Below are 19,193 nucleotides of genomic sequence, written 5' to 3'. Positions count from 1 at the left end.
TAATTAGTCTTCCACTTGTTTCAATAAAATACTGATTGTATCCACCAATTCAGACTTCTGGACTTCGATTGTTTCACTAGTTTCTCGAATTTTAACTTCAACGATGCCCTCGCTGGCCTTCTTACCAATGGTAATTCTTACTGGCAAGCCAATTAAATCCGCATCAGCAAACTTAACCCCGGCCCGTTCTTTTCGGTCATCTAGTAAAACACTGTAATTGGCAGCCTCTAACAACTGTTCGGCCTCCTTGGCCAAAGCCATTTGTTCATCGTTTTTTGCGTTAACTGGAACAACGTGAATATCAAATGGTGCAATCGTCCGTGGCCAAACTAAACCTCGATCATCAGCTCGCTGCTCTGCAACCGCCGTGAGTAATCGACTCACGCCAATCCCGTAGGAGCCCATGATAATTGGTTTACTTCGACCATTCTCATCAAGAAAATTAGCGTTCATGGCTTCAGTATAACGCGTACCCAGCTTAAAGACATGCCCAATTTCAATTCCTTTGGTAAACTTTAAAACGCCTGCACCATCAGGAGACATTTCACCTTCAGTAACAAAACGTAAATCAGCAAATGCCTCTGGTGTAAAATCACGAGTTAAATTGGCATTACGGTAATGTTGCCCCTCTTCATTGGCACCAACAACAACATTCACAAGATTTTCAACACTATTGTCAGCCAATAAACGAACTTCTGGTGGCAACCCAACTGGACCCAAAGAGCCAAAGTTGGAACCCAAAACTCGGACTGCATCGGCATCACTCGCTAATTCCAAGGAAGCAGCGCCAAGATAGTTTTTTAATTTAATGGGATTAATTTCGTAATTACCTTGAACCAAAACCATAACCGGCCCACCATCGGCCATAAATAGCATACTCTTTACCGCCTGTTTAGTGTCTAACTTCAGAAGTTCAGCTACTTCATCAATTGTTTTAGCACCAGGTGTTGCAATTTTTTCTAAAGCCTGTAAATCCTCATGGGACTTTTTACCCAAATTTAAACTTGTGGCCATATCCAAATTAGCGGCGTACTCACTTGCATCAGAATAAACGATCGTGTCTTCCCCAATATCAGCCATTGCCGAAAACTCTAAAGAATCCTTACCACCCATCGCACCTGCATCACCAATGATCGAACGGAATTTTAAACCACAGCGTTCAAAAATAGTCTTGTAGGCCTTCGCCATATTGCGAAAAACGACATCTAAATCGGCCAAATTAGCCGTAAATGAGTAAGCGTCCTTCATAATAAACTCACGGCCCCGTAAAAGGCCGGAACGTGGGCGCTTTTCATCACGATATTTTGGTTGAATTTGGTATAAAACTTGAGGCAATTTTTTATAAGAATTTAAATTATCCCGAACAAGGTCGGTAAAAGTCTCCTCGTGCGTTGGTCCCAAAATAAAATCACGATCATGCCGGTCCTTAAATTTAAATAATTCAGGGCCATAAGTATCATATCGGCCAGATTCGCGCCATAATTCTGCCGGAATCACTTCTGGCATTAGCATTTCAACGGCATCGATTTTGTCCATTTCTTCTTCAATAATCCGGTTGATTTTTTGAATGACCTTATAAGCCAAAGGTAAATAACTGTAAATACCAGCCGAAACCTGCCGAATATAACCCGCCCGCAACATCATCTGGTGGCTTTTAGATTCTGCATCGTTTGGAGTTTCTTTTAAGGTTGGAATGAACATTTTCGATTGTTTCATAAAGTCGTCTCCTTTTTAATCACAAACATATAGCTATTTGGAACAATCACTAATCAGCAAACACTCAACGGATGAAAAAGCGTTGAACATCATTCCACGTCACTAAGATCATTAATAGTAGCATTAACCCAAAACCAATCAATGATATAATTCCTTCTTTTTCTGGATCAATCGGTTTACCTCTAACGGCTTCAACCAGATTTAATAGAATTTTACCACCATCTAGCGCCGGAATTGGTAATAAATTCATGACCCCAACACTAATTGATAAATAAGCCATTAAATTAATAATCGTTGGCAAGCCACTTTGTGCGGCTTGAGAAGTCATCGCGTACATGGCCACAGGTCCACCAAAATTATTCAAATTAAAGCCATGAACAAACATACCACCAATAACCTTAAAGGTCTGGGAAACAATAAACCAAGGCTGTGTAAACCCATAGGCAATCTTAGCGCTGAAGCTCGTGTCAAGTGCCACTGCAACACCAAGCACACCAACCTTTTTACCATTCGTTTTTTGTGCCCTTGGCGTTGCGGTGATTTTTTCAGAAGTCCCTTTGTGCCGGACCGTCAGCGTTATTTTTTTATTCGGATAACGATTAACCTGCTGGGCGACATCCTGAAAGGTCGGCGTTTTAACACCATTAACAGCAGTGATATGATCGCCTGCCTTTAATCCTACCGATTGCGCAGGTGAATTATCTTGGATCGTTCCTAATTCATTGGATGTTTTAGCAACACCACCCATTAAAAACGCCACCAAAATAAAACCAATAATTCCTAAAATCAAATTATTTAAAATCCCGGCAAAATTAGTTAGCAGGCGTTTCGGGATTGAGGCCGATTGAAATTGCACATCACGTGGTGCAATTTGAACTTCAGTCCCACTTTTTTCAATAATTGTCGCATCGTGATCGACATCGTAGCGGCGTAATTCGGCCTCATCACCATTTTCATAACCTTCAATAAATAAATCATCCTGCAAATCGCTCTTAGCAATTTCAAACGGAATTCCTTCATTTAAAGTGACCTTTTGACTAACGTTGATCCGGCTTACTTTCTGTTGTTCATTTAACGTCAAGAGAACCGAAGTACCAGGCTGTAATTCGTCGTCTTCATCATCCGCAATCCCAGCCATTCGAACGTAACCACCAATTGGTAGTAGGCGTAAAGTATAGGTTGTTTCGTTGCGTCGCGAAGCCCAGAGTTTTGGTCCCATTCCAATCGAAAATTCCCGAACTAAAATACCGGAACGTTTCGCAAAATAAAAATGGCCAAATTCATGGACAATAACAATTGCACCAAAGATTAGAATGAATACAATAAGTGTTTCCACACAGTTTCCTCCTCAATAAATTGAAAACTGATACCTAGGATTTAGACTAATAGAAATAGGTGCAAGATGGGTAAAACAAATAACAAACTATCAAAACGGTCAAGAATACCGCCATGTCCCGGTAAGATTTTACCTGAATCCTTAACACCATAATAACGTTTATAAGCCGATTCAACCAAATCGCCCAATTGGCCAACAATTGAAAAGACTAACGTCAGCAACAACATAACTGGCCAAGCGTAAACCTGAATTTGCGGTACAAAATAGGTAAAGACGCCGCCAACAATTAGGGCACAAATAGTACCACCAATTGATCCTTCCCAAGTTTTATTTGGACTAATGAGTGGCGCCAATTTATGCTTTCCCAGCTTACGTCCAATTTGGTAAGCACCAATATCCGTTGACCAAATAACAAACATAATATAAAAAAGCATCAGGACACTCGTCTCACGCGTCACAATAAAATAATAAAAACCGGTGCCAATATATAAGGCCGCCAATGTTGTGACCCCGACATCATCAAAATTTAAACGATTTTTAGAAAATACCATGTTAACGAGAAGTAACATAACAAACAGATAAATAAAGTACAACCGGTTAATATTCGCCGGTAGCCAACTATCAGGAACCATAACCGCAAGCAACGTTAATGCTCCCAGCAATGCCTCCACCGAAACAATAATCTTTTTTCGCATAATAAAAATTTCTGATAGGCCAACTAGTCCGAGGACCACCGCCATGATATCAAAAATGGGACCACCAATAATTACGATGGGAATAAAAATAATCAACGCAACCACTGCTGTAATCACACGCTGGCGCATATACCTAACACTTCTTTCTATTTTTTTAATCCGCCAAATCGGCGGTCACGGCTTTGGTAAGTTGCAATGGCAGCGTCAAAGGCCGCCGCATCAAAATCGGGCCAAAGCTTTTCTGTAAACACTAGCTCGCTATAGGCAATTTGCCACAGAAGAAAATTGGAAATTCGTTCTTCACCACTAGTACGAATTAATAAATCTGGATCTGCATACTGGCCAAGTGAAGCCGTCATCAATGCCTGGTCAACAGTTTCTTCATTGATATCGGCAGGTAATAACTGCCCACTAACCGCCTGGGCCGCAATTTTTTGAACAGCCGTTACGATCTCAGAACGGCCGCCATAATTAAGTGCAAAATTAAGGATCATACCGGTATTAGCCTTGGTATCGGCAATCGCATCAGCGGCTGCCTTTTGTGTCTTCTTTGGCAAACGATCCGTGTACCCCATTACATTGACTTGAACATTTTCGGCAACCAATTCCGGTACAAAGGTATCAAAAAAATCTACCGGTAATTGCATTAAATAACTTACTTCGTCTTCAGGGCGCTTCCAATTTTCTGTCGAAAACGCGTAAAGTGTCAACACTTTAACACCAAGCTGACTTGCATGCTTTGTAATCAGCTTAACCGTTTCCATCCCTTCCTTATGACCAAAAAGTCGTGGTCGGTGTTTCTTTTGCGCCCAACGTCCGTTTCCGTCCATAATGATGGCAACATGTGCTGGTATCCGCTGCGGATCAAGTTGTGACCCTAATTCTGATGTTTTATTTTTTCGAAATGAAAACACACGGATCCCTCCAGTCGAAATTTAAAAGCCAAACCTTATTGTAACAAAAAACCTGCTGACTGACTATCATCTGCTAACAGAAAAAAAGAGGAAAACGCCCAACGACGAATTCCCCGAAATAAATTAATCACTTATGATTTCTTTTTCCTTGTCAGCAGCAATCTGATCAACTCGTTTAGTTGATTCATTAGTTAGCTTCTGCGCCTGATCCTCTAAACCATGTAAGTCATCTTCAGTTAACTCATTAGCCTTTTCACGTTTGCGTAAGTCTTCCATTGCATCACGACGGGCATTACGGACAACAATTTTTGAATTTTCGGCCTGCTTTTTAACATCCTTGGCCAATTCTGCACGGCGCTCCTGGGTAAGTTGTGGAATAACTAACCGAATGGCCGTTCCATCATTAGCTGGTGAAATGCCCAAATCAGAAACTAAAATAGCATGTTCAATATCCTTTAAACTTGATTTATCGTATGGTGTTACCATTAATACTCGGGCCTCTGGAATTGTAATCGTGGCAACTTGGTTAAGTGGTGTTGGAACACCATAATAGTCAACCATAACTCGACTTAAAATACCTGCATTAGCACGACCAGCCCGAATTGTTCCAAGCTCACGCTGTAGTGCCTCTTCTGCGTTCTTCATCTTTTTTTGTGCTTCTACTAAAGCTGGATCACTTGCCATTATTCTTTCCCCCTAATTGTTGTTCCAATTTGTTCACCCTCAACTACCCGCTTAATATTACCGGTCTCGTTAAGGTTAAAAACAACCAGCGGAATGTCATTATCCATTGAAAGTGAACTTGCCGTTGTATCCATTACTTGCAGTCCTTTATCGATAATATCTAAATGCGTCAATTCTTCGTACTTAACCGCATTTTTATCCTTATTTGGATCAGCAGAATAAACACCGTCAACATTATTCTTGGCCATCAAAATGACATCCGCATCAATTTCAGCGGCCCGTAAAGCAGCCGTAGTGTCCGTTGAAAAATATGGATTACCCGTGCCCGCAGCAAAAATAACAACGCGGTCTTTTTCTAAATGACGAATTGCCTTCCGGCGAATATAGGGTTCAGCAATTTGACGCATTTCAATTGAGGTCTGAACACGTGTTGGAACACCTTGTTGTTCCAAATTATCTTGTAACGCTAAGGCATTCATGACAGTTGCGAGCATTCCCATGTAATCGGCCTGAGCACGTTCCATCCCCATTTCAGCACCAGTTTGGCCACGCCAAATATTACCGCCGCCAACAACGATCGCAATTTGGACACCAAGTTTATAAACTTCTTTAAGCTCTTTTGCCACATCCTGAATAACTGGTGGATTAATGCCAAAACCTTTTTCACCGGCTAACGCTTCGCCACTAATTTTTAAAACGATACGCTTATACTTAATATCTGCCATCTTATGACTAACCTCCGTAATGTTTTCTTCTTCATTTTAGCATACCTGACTAACTAGCGAGTATGTTATCCAAAAAAAAGGAGCGCAGGATTCTGCGTTCCCTTACTTAAAATGAATTAACGATTCATTTCGCTTTGTACTTCGGCAGCAAAGTCTTTTTCTTCTTTTTCGATACCTTCGCCAACTTCATAACGAACAAAATGCTTAACTTTACCGTTTTTAGAATCAACGTAGTGAGCGACTGTTTGATCAGAATCCTTAACAAATTCTTGATCGTCTAAACTAATTTCGGCCAAGAATTTATTTAAGCGACCTTCAACAATCTTTTCAACAATTTTTTCTGGCTTGCCTTCTGTTTTTGCCTCTTCAGTAAGGTCAGCCTTTTCTTTAGCCATAATATCAGCTGGTACTTGTTCACGAGAAACATATTGTGGATTGATAGCCGCAACGTGCATGGCAACATCCTTAGCAGTTTCGTCATCAGCACCTTCAACAACTGTTAAAGCGGCAATTCGACCGCCCATGTGCCGGTAAGAACCGAAATGGCCATTATCAGTTTTTTCAAGAACAGAAAAACGGCGGAAACTAATTTTTTCGCCAATTGTTGCTGTTGCGTTGATAACAGCAGCAGCAACCGTTGTGCCATCAGCTAACTTAGTTGCTTCAGCAGCCTTCTGATCAGCAGGTTTATTTACTGCCATTGCATCAGCGATATCTTGAACTAATTTCTGGAAATCTTTATTGTTCGCAACAAAGTCCGTTTCGGAATTAACTTCAACGATTGCCGCAACATTGCCTTTGATTGAAACGTCAGCCAACCCTTCAGCAGCCACTCGACCACTCTTCTTTTCGGCAGTTTTAACACCTTTTTCACGCAATGCTTCCATTGCCTTATTCATGTCACCATCTGATGCTACTAAAGCCTTCTTAGCAGCCATCATGCCAGCGCCAGATTTTTCACGTAATTCCTTTACTTGTGCTGCAGTAATTTTAGTCGCCATAATACGACCTCCTTATTTAATTTAAAAAGAGACTGCCTTAGATATAAGGCTTGCATTACTGTGCCTACCTTTAAGACAGCCTCAAAAAAATGTTTAGTTTAAATTTACTGAGTTTCTAAAAAGCGTTCCGATTCTGAACAATAACCTCGCTTAGTAAATAATTCACTAATCGCTGCTAAATACAGACAATCATCGTTTAAACCTGTTTGTTATCGCATACTTAACAAAATTATAAAGTTCAAAACACGCCTAGTTATTACGATTTTTGCCTTCAACTGCTTTTTGTAAATCAGCTAAGCTTTCGTTACTTGGTGTTTCTGAATCAGCAACGGCGCTATCTTCCTTCTGATCTTCGGCAGCAAAAGTCTTTTCGCTAACTTCTTGTTCTTCACCTTGACGGCCTTCAACAATTGCGTCAGCCATCTTAGAAGTGATTAAACGAACGGCACGGATTGCATCATCGTTTGATGGTACAATAACGTCGATATCGTCTGGATCACTATTAGTATCAACCATTGCAACGATTGGAATGTTCAATTTATGAGCTTCTTGAACGGCAATCTTTTCTTTGCGTGGGTCAACAATGAATAAAACATCTGGAATCCGTGGCATATCTTCAATCCCACCTAAGAACTTTTCAAGCTTCTCACGTTGTTTGTTTAATTGAGAAACTTCTTTCTTAGGTAACTTGTCAAAAGTACCATCTTCACCCATTTGTTTGATTTCTTTTAAATGAGCAATTCGTTTTTGAATTGTCTGCCAGTTAGTTAAAGTGCCACCTAACCAACGATGGTTAACGTAATATTGGCCCGCACGAGTTGCTTCTTCTTGAATAGAATCCTGTGCTTGCTTTTTAGTTCCAACAAAAAGAATAACGCCACCGTCAGCGGCTGTGTTCTTCATGAAGTCATAGGCATTGTCAACTAACTTAACAGTCTTTTGTAAGTCAATAATGTAGATGCCATTCCGTTCTGTAAAAATGTATGGTTTCATTTTTGGATTCCATCGACGTGTTTGGTGACCAAAATGAACCCCAGCTTCAAGCAATTGTTTCATTGTAATTACTGCCATGATAAATTCCTCCTTGGTTTTTCCTCCCCGGCGATCAAGTAATAAGTGAACTTCGTAAAAAGCACCACGCTTATTATCACGCAAGGTGTGAATTGATGTTATTTAACACCGGTTAATATCATACCCCAAAACAAACCAGTCCGCAACTATTTTTATTATCCCTGATTATTTGCTGGTCAGCCAACAAAAAAAGCTCATGCGGATAATTATCCGTATGAGCTTTATTCGGTAGCGCAAGTTTAGAACTTAACTTCGTTCTTGCTTTCGCCCTTTTCAACCATTTCTGTTGCTGAATCTAAGGCAACGTCAACCATGTTCTTAACGGCAGTTTCAGTATAGAAAGCAACGTGCGGTGTAACTAAGATATCACGTTGTGCCAATAAGTCACGTAAAGTTGCGTCTGGTACTTCTTTGCCAGTAAAGTCGTTGTTGAAGATGCCAACTTCGTTTTCGTAAACGTCAAGTACGGCACCGGCAACCTTACCTGATTTATAACCGGCAAGTAAGTCCTCAGCATCCAACAAGTCGCCACGGGCGGTATTAATGATATAAACGCCGTCCTTCATTTTAGCAATGGAGTCTTTGTTAATCATATGATAATTTTCTTTTGTAGCTGGAGCATGTAACGTAATGACATCGGATTGAGCCAGTAGTTCATCCATTGTGTCAACGTACATACCAGTTGCTTCAAGGGCTGGATTATGGTAAACATCATAGCCGATGACTTTAGCACCAAAACCTTTATAGATGTTGATTCCGGCCTGGCCAATACGTCCAGTACCAACAACACCAACGGTCATTGTGTGCAATTCTTTAGCAATATCTGGTTCCCAACGGAAATCACCTTTTGCGGTTTTTTCGTTGAATTCTGGTGTCCGACGAAGTAATTGCATTAAACCTGTAATTGCAAGTTCAGCAATAGCACTTGGTGAGTAACTAGGTACATTGGTTACTCGAACGCCGTTAGCCTTAGCAACATCTGTAGGAATGTTATCAACACCGACGTTACGGATTGATAGGTCTTTAATACCAAATTCCTTCATTGCTGGAAAGATTTCTTCATCATAAGGCAATTGTTGGTAAGCGACAATGGCATCATAGCCCTTAGCCTGCTTAACCGTATTTTTGTCTAACAACTCAGAAACAAGTTTTACTTCTGCATTATGTTCTTTTGACCAAGCATTGGCATAGCCTTCTTCGTCCTTACGAACACCATAAACGATATATTTCATAATAATAGTAATTCTCCCTTCTCTAACATTAACATTATAAGCACCAGTTTAATTTTGGTAAAGGGCCAATTCAATTTTTTTCAAAAGATAGCACCTTTAAACAGCAAAAAAAGAAGTTTTTTTGATCGCAGTTGGTGTTTAAAAGCGTATTCTGCCTTCAAAGCGGCCGATTTAGTTAAGAATTCCTGTTGATAAAGTAATTTTACTGGTCGGCGCTTTTTTAGACGTGTATATTTTGCTCCCTTACCAGAATTATGCGTCGCTACTCGCTTGGTAACATCCGTTGAAAAGCCACCATAAAGGGTGTTATCTGCACAAAGTAAAACGTAAAAATAAAACTTAGTCACCCGTTACCGTCTCCCCGTATAACAATTTGTGAACTTCGGGTGAGTAATTTCCATCCTTAGCGTAAACGACTAGCGGTGGTAAGAAGCGCTGCCCACCGAACTTACCATCTTTAATGAATTCAACTAACACCATATTAGCTTCCCGTTGAGCTAAAGGATGGACCAAACGAATTCGTTTAGCAATTAATCGGTGCTGCTGGGCCTTGGTCACTAACTCGACAAATCGATCGGGCCGGTAGACAAAATAGGCCTTACCGTTCATTTTAAGTAAACCACTGGTGATCGTTAAGATGCTGTCCAAGTTAGTTTTTAATTCATGCCGGGCAATCGCCAGGTAAGGATTAGGGTTCTTTTTACTAGTTGGTAAATGAGAAAAGTACGGCGGATTACAAGTGACGACATCGACACTATCTTTAGGGATCACTTCAAAAGTTGTCGCTAAATCCCGCTCAAAAACGTTAATCTGCCGTTCTAGATGATTTAAAATAACTGAGCGGCGAGCCATGTCGGCAAGTCGTGGTTGTAATTCAATTGCACTAATTGATCCTGCCGTTTTCTGCGTTAAAAAAAGACCGACTGCACCATTGCCGGCACATAAGTCAACGATTTGACTATGCTGGTGCAAAACCGCAAAATCGGCTAATAGGACTGCATCCAATGAAAATGAAAAAACGTCTGGGCTTTGGATGATTTTAATATTCTGACTATAAAGTTGATCAATTCGTTCTCCTGGTTCAAGCATATCGATTCCTCCACCTATTAATGTCAAAATTATACGGCAATTATTTAAGTGAAACAAACAAAAGTGACATTCACAACCAAAGAAAATCTGGTATAATGATGTCTGAATTAATTCCGGAAGGGAATGCTGTTATGTTTTACTCATTTGCACGCGTAGTAGTGCGTATTCTAGTTTTCTTAATTAACGGCAATGCACATTACGAAAATAAAGAACAATTACCTAAAGGTGCTTATATCTTAGTTGGGCCCCACCGTACCTGGTTTGATCCCATTTATTTTGCCTTGGCCGCTAGTCCAATGAAATTTTCATTTATGGCTAAAGAAGAACTATTTAAAAATCCAATTATTCGTTTCATTTTGGTTCACGCAAATGCTTTTCCAGTTAACCGGGCACATCCAGGTCCGTCAGCAATTAAGCGCCCCGTTAAGATCTTACGTCAGGGAAAATTATCTTTAATTATGTTTCCTTCAGGTACGCGGCACTCTAAAGAGCTCAAGGGTGGTGCACTAATCATTGCTAAAATGAGTGGTGTGCCCCTCGTTCCAACCGTTTATCAAGGCCCCCTTTCGTTCAAACAGTTATTTAGCCGGAAACGGATCACGGTTCGCTTCGGTGAACCGATCTACGTGGGTAGCAAAGCTAAAACGGATAAGGCGGGTATAGCAAAAATCGATGACCAAATGCAAGCCGCTTTTAACCAATTAGATCAAGAAATCAACCCTGATTTCAAATATAACCCAACACAAAAAAAGGACTGACTTATCGTCAGTTCTTTTTTTGATTAATATTAACTGTAATTCAATGATTACAAGGCCGATCAAACTTATTACTCAAAGGTAGCCTAAATTGGCTTTCCCAGACTCTTTTAATTCAATTTATCATTGAGTACTAAAAACAATTTAAGGCGACTCCCTAAATAAATTAACGGTTATTTTGACTTAGCTGCCTTTTTTGATTGAGCTTTCATTGAAGACATCATTTGATTTAGTTTTTTCTCTGATGGTTTTTGACCCATCTGCATCATCATTTGGCGCATCATATCTTCTGAAATTGGTGGATTGTCAGCTAAATAACGTTTCATATACTGACGGGCTCCAAAGAAACCACCAATAACACCGAGTGCCGCCCCAATAACAAAGACCAAAATTAACATTCCCACGTCGTGTTTCTCCCTTCATAATTAAACTCACACATAATTCTACACAACTCACAGCTAAAAGAAAAGACTGCTTTTGGCTTTTTAGTCTTTTCGCCAACCTTTTTCACGTTGGATTCGTTGAACCTTATCTGGTGTGATTTCTTTGCCCTTTTTGTCAAAGAGCTGCGTTGTTTCAATTTGTTGACGTAAATTTTCTCTAAAACTAGCAATGTATTCCTTACGTAATTGCTGTTGCTCTTGCTTTTCATCTGCCGTTAATTCTGATTTCTTCGCCTTTGCGGCCAGCTCGTTAATTCGTTTTAGTCGTTTAGTAATTGCCATTTTAATCGACTCCCTTATTTTGTAGACTATTTTAACAAAAAAATGCGGATAATCAACCATTTAAACGCGAACATTTGTTTGAAAAGCCCATTTTTCTATGCTAAACTAAACATATTAAATAGATTGAGGTGTCAATCATGATAAAAGCCCATGAAACAAAGCAATTAGAGGTGCTCCGTTTCATTCACGAACGAGTTAATGAAAAAGGCTATCCGCCCACCGTTCGCGAAATTGGAGCAGCCGTCTCTCTTTCTTCAACATCTACAGTGCACGGCCACCTAGCTCGTTTAGAAAAAAAAGGCTACTTACAAAAGGATCCAACAAAACCGCGGGCAATTGAGCTCACACCTGATGGTTTAGCGGCATTAGGTATTACACCAGCGAAGATCCCTGTTTTAGGAACTGTAACTGCTGGTGAACCAATCTTAGCCGTTGAAGAAGCAACTGACTTTTTCCCAATTCCGCCTGATATGGATGATGATGACCGCGATTTATTCATGTTGACCATTCGTGGTGAAAGCATGATCGATGCCGGAATTCTTGACGGCGATAACGTCATTGTTCGCAAACAGGCGAACGCGGATAACGGCGAGATTGTTATCGCAATGACGGCAGAAAATGAAGCAACTTGTAAACGATTCTTCAAAGAATCCGACCACATTCGTCTTCAGCCAGAAAATGACACTTTTGCCCCAATCATTTTACAAAATGTTACTATTTTAGGCAAAGTTGTAGGCCTGTACAGAAGTCATATTTAAATCATTTTAAGATTGACAACGAACTTTTTAGTTTGGCGCCAATCTTTTTTATTTACCCAAATCACCTTTAACCTGTTGTTCACCTGATTAAAAATGGTACGAGTCCAACTTCGTAAATCTATTTTATATTAGAGTAACCTTTTTATAGTGGTAAGCACCGGAGTCCAGGGAGTGCCGCTCAAATGGTGCAGCCGTTAGCATCGTGACAAACTCCTTAGCCCGCTTTTCTGTTGTAAAAGCACGCAATATTTCAAAGCTTGATTCGTCAGCCGTATAATCAGCAAAATAAACCACAAAAATCCAGTGATTCACAACTTATTCCCCCTAATTCAATCTCGGTGCAATCCAAACAAAGAAATAGTTTAACAAAAAATTCACAAAAAGTAAACTATCTAACAATTCTGATGGCTGACCCTGCTAGAAATTTATACTTAGCAACTTATTTGAAATCCATTCCGAACACTAATGGCCTTAACTAAATTAAACTCTGAGTAGAATTCTTTTATTTACGGGAGTCTGGGTTCTTACTTGTTTCCCCACGTTACTCTAAAACGTGCGCCAAAATCGACTTTTGTCCTACTCCAGTAAATTCGTTAACAATCTACGCTACTAAGATTTTTTTATTTCTAATAACTGAATTGGGCCACCAACAGTTGCAACCTGAGCGTCACTCTGAGCCTGCTTAACCGTATCACTCAATAAAGTTTGTAGCTTAACGGTTAAACCGCTTGATTCCAAATCAATCAGTTGCTGTTTAGTCGCAGCAGTTAAGGCCATAACTAATTCTGATTGGCCAAAAAAATAAGACTTAGGCAATTGATCAGTACCTAAGGCCAGGGTTTCTAAACGACCATTAATTAGGTGGATCAACCGGAGCCGAGCATCACCTAAACCCGCTAAAATAAAATCATTTTGATCTAATTTATACTGATGTATAAGTTCTCGAAAAGCCTGCACTACTTCATCAAAAGTCACCTTAACTGCCAATTGATGTTCAAACAAAACAATTAGTTCATTCAATCGCGCCCAGTGATGATTAAGCTGCAAACTAAATTTCCCTGCGGTGGCAATAATGCAACCTGGATTGGCCAACCAAAAAAGTTTTTGAGCGTGATCGGTGGTTATCAAACGTCCACGCTTATTAATTGTTGTCAAGCGTGAATCAGAACCAACTATAATTCGTTTTTGTGTTGCCATTACACCAACAATTGTCATCTGCACACCTCAATTCCACGTAGTTTACCACAAAAAATAAGTGCCTTGAGCAATAATAATTTATGCTCAAAACACTTATTACACCATTATAGTTTAATGGTTGGATGGCTAGCTCGCCGCTTAACATTAGTATTAATGTGTGTTCGGTTATAGCCAGCAATCCAGACTGAAAGTAGAAAAATACCGATCAGAATAGCCATTCAAATCACCTCACACTTATTTAATTAGTTAAGCTATCCACTTAATATAACATATCCTGTGAAACATGCAAGAAATAGTTCTTTTTTGGCAATAACATCGCTTCGATTCAAGTATGACACTAGAAAGATATCTTTATTTTGAGAAACATGTTAGAATTGAAGTCATTGAGGTGATAAAATTGATCACTATCCAAACAAATAATGATAAGGAATATAATTTAGATAATATTACTCAGGTCATTGTTTATACGCGCACAAATGGTACCCATTCATACGAGCTAAGCGAATTTTTGGATGTTAAGGATGTAAAACGCTACGTCTTCTTCCACGGTACTGATCTTGTCATGGGATTAAACCTTTCTGACATTAAATCAATCACTGTCGACTAAATCGGCAGTGATTTTTATTATCCAAGAAAGTTTCTTAAAACTGAACTTCCTTATCTTGACTGTTGAATTTTGAAAAGTAAAATTGCTTTTTGCCAATGGACCAGATTTTTGGTATACTTATTGAGTACTTTTCTGGAGAGTTGGCAGAGTGGTAATGCAACGGACTCGAAATCCGCCGAACCGGCTTATACCGGCGCGCAGGTTCAAATCCTGTACTCTCCTTAAATAATCATTGATACAGCAGCATTCCTAAACACATTAGTGTTGGAACGTTGCTATTTTTTTGTCCGGCCTATTTTTCAATCTTTTAAAAAATCCAGACGGACCGAAATCCGATAAACTTAAAATTCAGCTCGGCTATAACGAATCACACTGTAATATTTAATTGAAATAAAGTCGTTAATAATGCCAGCAGCAAGATCGGATTCCGAAATTAACTTTAGTTACGCAATTTGAAAGGCCAAATTTTATGAAAAAACTAAAAAACACTTTAATCATCTTATTAACCTTGCTGCTACTCCTTATAGGTGGTGGCTATCTTTACACGAAAAGTCAGCTTCACCATCCACAAAAAATAGCACTAACCGCGGCAAAACAGGCCACAAAAGAAACGAATAGCTACCTCTATTTCAAGGCGCACCACCCAAAAGAAAATAAACCAACCGTTATTTTTTATCAAGGTGCCTTAGTTGATGCGGCCAGTTACAGCTCATTGGCCCTAAATTTGGCTACTAACGGCTACAATGTTTATTTATTAAAGTCCCCCCTTGATCTGGCTATTTTGGCTCCAAATCAGGCCAAACTAATTGTTCAAAAACAACCTAAACAAACCTATGTTGTTGGTGGCCACTCTTTGGGGGGTGTCGTTGCCAGTCGCTTTGCTGCTAAAGCAACGACTTCAAACCTACGTGGCGTTTTCTTCCTAGCAAGCTACCCAGATAAAAAAGGAAGCCTAGCCCACAAAAAAATCACAAGTCTATCCATCACCGCAAGTCACGATCAGGTTTTAAATTGGAAAAACTACCGGGCCGCCAAGCAATATTTACCCCAAGTAGCGGTCTTTAACCAAATTAAAGGTGGTAATCACGCCGGCTTTGGCAATTACGGTAAACAAAAACACGATGGCAACGCCACAATTTCAAACGCCAAACAACAATCAAAAATTACACAAGTACTCACTGCTTGGTTAAAAACGATTCAGTAATTAAACCTGATGATTGGCGGGTTGGGTCTTGAAACTATTTTACAAAACATTCCCCTAAACTGATTTAACTGGTTGCTGTGACACTACCCAACCAGTTAAATTTTAAAAGTCATAATTCCTTTAATTTTAATTAGAAATACTGCGAACGCACTCAAATTTGGTTATACTAAAAATAGTTCCTCAATAGTTAAGTCCACTAAGGAGTTCGACCGCATGAAAATTTCTCCGTTAAAACTACCAGGTCTATACGACTGTTTAATTGTTTGCCTTTTATTATTAGAAATCATCATTGCTAGTCTAACGACAATTATTTCACCCTTACAACATCTTCTGGGCTTCGCTACTTTTAATGCGGGCCTAACGGAAATGACTAGTAAATTAGTTTGGCTTTGTTGGTTAGGAATTCTGCTACACCTCAATTCCTATTTTCACGCCCTTCAAATCCCAGCAATGATGTTGGCCAATATTTTAGGAATTGCGGCCTTTTTTATGTTATGGTTGCTTCCGTACCATAGCTTGATTCCCTTAATTTTACTCATCATTGTGATTTATTTAACGCTACAAACGGCCCAGCGCAATCAAGCCAAGCAACAAAAAACGAAGCAAACAAAAAAACACTAAAGGAGTTGCGTTATGAAAATTGGTATCGATCAACTCAGTTTTTATACAACCAATTATTTTATCGATATGGCTAAATTGGCCAAAGCCCGTAATGAGGACCCAAATAAATATTTAATCGGAATTGGCCAACGCAAAATGGCAGTCATCCCGCCAACCCAAGATAGCGTAACCTTGGCGGCCAACGCTGCGGCCAAGCTATTAACGCCAGAAATTAAGCAACAAATTGATACAATTATTTTTGCTACGGAATCGGGGATTGACCAGTCCAAATCTGGTGCAGTCTACTTACAACGATTACTCAAGTTACCAAAGAGTGCCCGTGCCTTTGAAGTTAAACAGGCTTGTTATTCAGCAACGGCCGCCCTTCAATTTGCACGCGGCTTTGTTGCTTTACACCCTGATAAAAAGGTTTTGGTCACCGCCAGTGATATTGCCCGCTACGGACTGCATACTCCGGGCGAACCAACTCAAGGCGGCGGTGCTGCTGCTTTTATTGTGAGTGCCAATCCCCGTCTTCTAGCCTTAGAAGATACTAGTACAGTTATGACCGAAGACGTCATGGATTTTTGGCGGCCAAATTATGCCACTGAAGCAATGGTGGATGGTCATTACTCCGGTAACGTTTACGTTGACTTTTTCCGGGACGTTTTTAACCGTTTTAAAACACAAACAGGCATGACAGTTGCCAACTTTCAGGCCTTCGCCTTTCATTTACCTTACACTAAAATGGGGCTGAAGGCCTTACGAACCATCTTACCTGAGGCCAGTGAAAGACAACAAGAGCAACTAAGGGCTAATTTTGAGGATTCCCGTAGCTACAACCAGGACGTTGGCAACCTTTATACAGGTTCGCTTTATCTCAGTTTGCTTTCCCTTTTGGAAAATACGACAACACTCCACTCTGGTGACCGAATTGGTCTATTTAGCTATGGTTCAGGTGCCGTCAGTGAATTTTTCACGGGTATCTTACAAGGTAACTTTAAGGATGCTCTGCTGAAGGAATCTGAACGGCAGGACCTAAATAATCGCCAAGAAGTTGATTTAGCAACCTACGAAAGACTGTTTAACACTCAATTACCAACAAATGGTACCACCGTTGAACTTGACACCACTTACGAGCAAGCAACTTATTATTTGGCGGGTATTGCCAATCATCAACGTCAATACTGCGTAACGGCCGAGTAATCATTTTCAGTCCCTTGGTTGTATTTGAAAACAATTTTTACTAGGATTCTCCAGATCAATTTGATCTCAACGATTTGAAAATTCGTTTCTCATACTTTTTAAATACCGTTAGTTTACATCACTACATTATCTAATTTTGTTAAAAGAAAACAGAATGGCCGCCGTCAATTCTAACTATTGACGGCGGCCATTCTGCTTTTAATAAATAAGGCTCTATACTTTTTCCTGTTGATAGTTTACAAATGGTAAACTATTAACAGGATTTTTGTGCAGAAAAAGAGCTCACAGCTCTCATCCAAAAATCTACCCACCACAAGTATCATTTGAAAGGATATGAGAAAACCGTGAACCCTATAGACAATCATATAAAATTTGCGCTCAGTATTAAAGACCCAAATGTCATTTTTTTCGATTATGGTTACGAATACAAACAAAACAGACGAATTAAAGTCTATCGCGCAACTGTCAAGACCGGCCTTGAACGTTGCCCCCAGTGTGGCTTTGATCAGTTCAATCATAATGGTCACTACCTTTCCCGGGTGACCTACCTAGCCGCCAACGCCAGTGAGCCGGTGTACCTAGAACTGCATAAAGAGCGCCTGCTTTGTAAAAACTGTGGGACTAGTGTGATGGCAACGACCGAGCTAGTTGATAAATATTGCAATATCTCCCGGGCAACTCGCCAAAAGATCTTTATGCATTTACAAGATGATCGGACCCAAAAGAGTATTGCTTGTGACAATAATGTCTCACCCAGTACTGTTTGTCGCTACCTAGATAAATATGATGATCTCTTTCGCCGGAATTACAACTATCTGCCAGAACATTTAGCGATGGATGAAGTACGTGGTGTTGGCGGTGTCCTGCACTTTATTTGTATTAACGGTGCTGGTGATCATGAAATTCAACAGATCCTGCCGGATCGGTTGAAACAAAACATTATAGCTTACTTTAAGCAGTTTCCGCTCAGCGTGCGTCAGCGCGTTAAAACCGTGACTTTAGACCTTAATAGTTACTACCAAGACATTGTTAAAGTCGTATTCCCCAACGCTAAGATCATCGTCGATCGGTTTCACATTATCGCCATGATGACCAGAGCGTTCAACCAAAGTCGCGTGCAGCTTATGAAACAATATTCTAAACGGACCAAAGAATATCGGATCCTAAAATTCGCTTGGAAACTGTACTTAAAACATTGTGATGACCTGGAGGTTAAACAATTATTTTATGATCGCCATCTGCGCCAACAAGTAACCCAGCAAGAACGCGTTCAGTTGGGTCTTGAGCTTGATGAAACGTTAGCGAACACCTACACCATCATGCAAGGCATCATGACTTGTCTAAAAAATTACGATAAAGATGGGCTCGTGATCTATTTATATCACAATGAGCAACTCAGTCCCAAAATGAAGGCCACACTAATCACTTTCAAGAAAAACCTAGAGATCATCCTCAATGCCAGTGAATCAAAGTATTCGAACGGTCCCATTGAAGGCATCAATCGCATGATCAAACAGATCCAGCGAACGGCCTTTGGTTTTCGCAACTATCACCATTTAGTTTCACGGATCAAACTACAACAAATGCGCACCAAACCAAATAAAAAAACAGCATTAGAAGTTGCCTAACTTCTAACACTGTAAAATTGGCTATCAACAGGATTTGACAGAGAGCCAAA

22 protein-coding genes and 1 tRNA gene are annotated in these 19,193 nt (G+C 40.0%); 8 read left to right on the top strand and 15 right to left on the bottom strand.

Features of this window, described 5'->3' with window-relative positions; all coding sequences use genetic code 11:
* Positions 1-3: 3 nt before the first annotated feature.
* The 11 genes from AYR53_RS08465 to AYR53_RS08415 form a co-directional block, all read right to left on the bottom strand.
* Positions 4-1,716, bottom strand: coding sequence for a proline--tRNA ligase (locus AYR53_RS08465; protein ID WP_068224644.1), 1,713 nt, complete (start codon positions 1,714-1,716; stop codon positions 4-6).
* Positions 1,717-1,780: 64 nt separating this feature from the next.
* The gene (gene rseP / locus AYR53_RS08460) at positions 1,781-3,052 is read right to left on the bottom strand and encodes an RIP metalloprotease RseP (RefSeq protein WP_068224646.1); all 1,272 of its coding nucleotides are present in this window, start codon (positions 3,050-3,052) and stop codon (positions 1,781-1,783) included.
* A 41-nt stretch (positions 3,053-3,093) separates the two neighbouring features.
* A complete protein-coding gene (locus tag AYR53_RS08455) occupies positions 3,094-3,876 on the bottom strand; it encodes a phosphatidate cytidylyltransferase (RefSeq protein ID WP_068280815.1) in 783 nt (260 codons plus the stop codon).
* 17 nt (positions 3,877-3,893) lie between these two features.
* Positions 3,894-4,661: an isoprenyl transferase gene (locus AYR53_RS08450; RefSeq protein ID WP_068224651.1), complete on the bottom strand. Its 768-nt coding sequence runs from the start codon at positions 4,659-4,661 to the stop codon at positions 3,894-3,896.
* A gap of 123 nt (positions 4,662-4,784) precedes the next feature.
* Complete coding sequence (gene frr, locus AYR53_RS08445; RefSeq protein WP_178378349.1) at positions 4,785-5,348, bottom strand: ribosome recycling factor; 564 nt, start codon at positions 5,346-5,348, stop codon at positions 4,785-4,787.
* Positions 5,345-6,070 (bottom strand): UMP kinase, encoded by a 726-nt coding sequence (gene pyrH, locus AYR53_RS08440; protein WP_068224656.1) that lies wholly within the window; start codon positions 6,068-6,070, stop codon positions 5,345-5,347. Before pyrH ends, frr begins: the two co-directional genes overlap by 4 nt.
* A gap of 116 nt (positions 6,071-6,186) precedes the next feature.
* Positions 6,187-7,071, bottom strand: coding sequence for a translation elongation factor Ts (gene tsf / locus AYR53_RS08435; protein WP_068224659.1), 885 nt, complete (start codon positions 7,069-7,071; stop codon positions 6,187-6,189).
* A gap of 249 nt (positions 7,072-7,320) precedes the next feature.
* Positions 7,321-8,142, bottom strand: a complete 822-nt coding sequence (gene rpsB / locus AYR53_RS08430; protein WP_068224662.1) for a 30S ribosomal protein S2 — start codon at positions 8,140-8,142, stop codon at positions 7,321-7,323.
* 239 nt (positions 8,143-8,381) lie between these two features.
* Entirely contained in the window at positions 8,382-9,374 is a 993-nt protein-coding gene (locus AYR53_RS08425) for a D-2-hydroxyacid dehydrogenase (RefSeq protein WP_068224665.1), read from the bottom strand.
* An 80-nt stretch (positions 9,375-9,454) separates the two neighbouring features.
* Positions 9,455-9,721 carry a GIY-YIG nuclease family protein gene (locus AYR53_RS08420; RefSeq protein ID WP_068224668.1) on the bottom strand — a complete coding sequence of 89 codons (267 nt, stop codon included), beginning with the start codon at positions 9,719-9,721 and terminating at the stop codon, positions 9,455-9,457.
* Complete coding sequence (locus AYR53_RS08415; RefSeq protein ID WP_068224671.1) at positions 9,714-10,463, bottom strand: tRNA1(Val) (adenine(37)-N6)-methyltransferase; 750 nt, start codon at positions 10,461-10,463, stop codon at positions 9,714-9,716. The genes AYR53_RS08420 and AYR53_RS08415 overlap by 8 nt, the downstream gene beginning before the upstream one ends.
* 131 nt (positions 10,464-10,594) lie before the next feature.
* On the opposite strand from AYR53_RS08415, the gene AYR53_RS08410 reads away from it, so the two are divergent.
* Positions 10,595-11,221: a lysophospholipid acyltransferase family protein gene (locus AYR53_RS08410; RefSeq protein WP_068280818.1), complete on the top strand. Its 627-nt coding sequence runs from the start codon at positions 10,595-10,597 to the stop codon at positions 11,219-11,221.
* Positions 11,222-11,391: 170 nt separating this feature from the next.
* Here the strand turns inward: AYR53_RS08410 and AYR53_RS08405 are convergent, their stop codons facing one another.
* On the bottom strand, positions 11,392-11,616 hold the full coding sequence (locus AYR53_RS08405) for a YneF family protein (RefSeq protein ID WP_068226225.1): 225 nt from the start codon (positions 11,614-11,616) through the stop codon (positions 11,392-11,394).
* Positions 11,617-11,703: 87 nt separating this feature from the next.
* Positions 11,704-11,943, bottom strand: a complete 240-nt coding sequence (locus AYR53_RS08400; protein ID WP_068224674.1) for a DUF896 domain-containing protein — start codon at positions 11,941-11,943, stop codon at positions 11,704-11,706.
* Between the two features lie 137 nt (positions 11,944-12,080).
* Here AYR53_RS08400 and lexA point away from each other — a divergent pair, with 137 nt between their 5' ends.
* On the top strand, positions 12,081-12,701 hold the full coding sequence (gene lexA, locus AYR53_RS08395; protein WP_068224678.1) for a transcriptional repressor LexA: 621 nt from the start codon (positions 12,081-12,083) through the stop codon (positions 12,699-12,701).
* A gap of 123 nt (positions 12,702-12,824) precedes the next feature.
* Here the strand turns inward: lexA and AYR53_RS08390 are convergent, their stop codons facing one another.
* Positions 12,825-13,013: a hypothetical protein gene (locus tag AYR53_RS08390; RefSeq protein WP_068224680.1), complete on the bottom strand. Its 189-nt coding sequence runs from the start codon at positions 13,011-13,013 to the stop codon at positions 12,825-12,827.
* A gap of 297 nt (positions 13,014-13,310) precedes the next feature.
* Complete coding sequence (locus AYR53_RS08385; protein ID WP_068224681.1) at positions 13,311-13,916, bottom strand: Ntn hydrolase family protein; 606 nt, start codon at positions 13,914-13,916, stop codon at positions 13,311-13,313.
* A 379-nt stretch (positions 13,917-14,295) separates the two neighbouring features.
* On the opposite strand from AYR53_RS08385, the gene AYR53_RS08380 reads away from it, so the two are divergent.
* The 6 genes from AYR53_RS08380 to AYR53_RS08355 all read left to right on the top strand — a co-directional run bounded on the left by AYR53_RS08380 (position 14,296) and on the right by AYR53_RS08355 (position 19,143).
* Positions 14,296-14,505: a hypothetical protein gene (locus tag AYR53_RS08380; protein ID WP_068224682.1), complete on the top strand. Its 210-nt coding sequence runs from the start codon at positions 14,296-14,298 to the stop codon at positions 14,503-14,505.
* A gap of 134 nt (positions 14,506-14,639) precedes the next feature.
* Positions 14,640-14,727, top strand: a tRNA-Ser gene (locus AYR53_RS08375).
* A 247-nt stretch (positions 14,728-14,974) separates the two neighbouring features.
* Positions 14,975-15,709 carry an alpha/beta hydrolase gene (locus tag AYR53_RS08370; protein ID WP_068224683.1) on the top strand — a complete coding sequence of 245 codons (735 nt, stop codon included), beginning with the start codon at positions 14,975-14,977 and terminating at the stop codon, positions 15,707-15,709.
* 213 nt (positions 15,710-15,922) lie between these two features.
* Positions 15,923-16,330: a hypothetical protein gene (locus AYR53_RS08365; RefSeq protein WP_068224684.1), complete on the top strand. Its 408-nt coding sequence runs from the start codon at positions 15,923-15,925 to the stop codon at positions 16,328-16,330.
* A gap of 12 nt (positions 16,331-16,342) precedes the next feature.
* A complete protein-coding gene (locus AYR53_RS08360) occupies positions 16,343-17,515 on the top strand; it encodes a hydroxymethylglutaryl-CoA synthase (RefSeq protein WP_068224685.1) in 1,173 nt (390 codons plus the stop codon).
* Between the two features lie 344 nt (positions 17,516-17,859).
* The gene (locus AYR53_RS08355) at positions 17,860-19,143 is read left to right on the top strand and encodes an ISL3 family transposase (RefSeq protein WP_068224565.1); all 1,284 of its coding nucleotides are present in this window, start codon (positions 17,860-17,862) and stop codon (positions 19,141-19,143) included.
* Positions 19,144-19,193: the final 50 nt, after the last annotated feature.

The organism is Loigolactobacillus backii, assembly GCF_001663675.1.
In the GTDB taxonomy this organism is placed as follows: domain Bacteria; phylum Bacillota; class Bacilli; order Lactobacillales; family Lactobacillaceae; genus Loigolactobacillus; species Loigolactobacillus backii.
Note: the sequence above shows the minus strand (reverse complement) of the source record. Positions and strands in the feature narration are given on the sequence as shown.

Bases quoted from the DNA above. Each gene is read 5' to 3' on its own strand.
- AYR53_RS08405 (WP_068226225.1), bottom strand. From the start codon at position 11,616: ATGTTAATTTTGGTCTTTGTTATTGGGGCGGCACTCGGTGTTATTGGT.
- AYR53_RS08455 (WP_068280815.1), bottom strand. From the start codon at position 3,876: ATGCGCCAGCGTGTGATTACAGCAGTGGTTGCGTTGATTATTTTTATT.
- AYR53_RS08370 (WP_068224683.1), top strand. From the start codon at position 14,975: ATGAAAAAACTAAAAAACACTTTAATCATCTTATTAACCTTGCTGCTA.
- pyrH (WP_068224656.1), bottom strand. From the start codon at position 6,070: ATGGCAGATATTAAGTATAAGCGTATCGTTTTAAAAATTAGTGGCGAA.
- AYR53_RS08425 (WP_068224665.1), bottom strand. From the start codon at position 9,374: ATGAAATATATCGTTTATGGTGTTCGTAAGGACGAAGAAGGCTATGCC.
- AYR53_RS08360 (WP_068224685.1), top strand. From the start codon at position 16,343: ATGAAAATTGGTATCGATCAACTCAGTTTTTATACAACCAATTATTTT.
- tsf (WP_068224659.1), bottom strand. From the start codon at position 7,071: ATGGCGACTAAAATTACTGCAGCACAAGTAAAGGAATTACGTGAAAAA.
- AYR53_RS08365 (WP_068224684.1), top strand. From the start codon at position 15,923: ATGAAAATTTCTCCGTTAAAACTACCAGGTCTATACGACTGTTTAATT.
- AYR53_RS08400 (WP_068224674.1), bottom strand. From the start codon at position 11,943: ATGGCAATTACTAAACGACTAAAACGAATTAACGAGCTGGCCGCAAAG.
- AYR53_RS08415 (WP_068224671.1), bottom strand. From the start codon at position 10,463: ATGCTTGAACCAGGAGAACGAATTGATCAACTTTATAGTCAGAATATT.
- lexA (WP_068224678.1), top strand. From the start codon at position 12,081: ATGATAAAAGCCCATGAAACAAAGCAATTAGAGGTGCTCCGTTTCATT.
- AYR53_RS08385 (WP_068224681.1), bottom strand. From the start codon at position 13,916: ATGACAATTGTTGGTGTAATGGCAACACAAAAACGAATTATAGTTGGT.
- rpsB (WP_068224662.1), bottom strand. From the start codon at position 8,142: ATGGCAGTAATTACAATGAAACAATTGCTTGAAGCTGGGGTTCATTTT.
- AYR53_RS08465 (WP_068224644.1), bottom strand. From the start codon at position 1,716: ATGAAACAATCGAAAATGTTCATTCCAACCTTAAAAGAAACTCCAAAC.
- AYR53_RS08410 (WP_068280818.1), top strand. From the start codon at position 10,595: ATGTTTTACTCATTTGCACGCGTAGTAGTGCGTATTCTAGTTTTCTTA.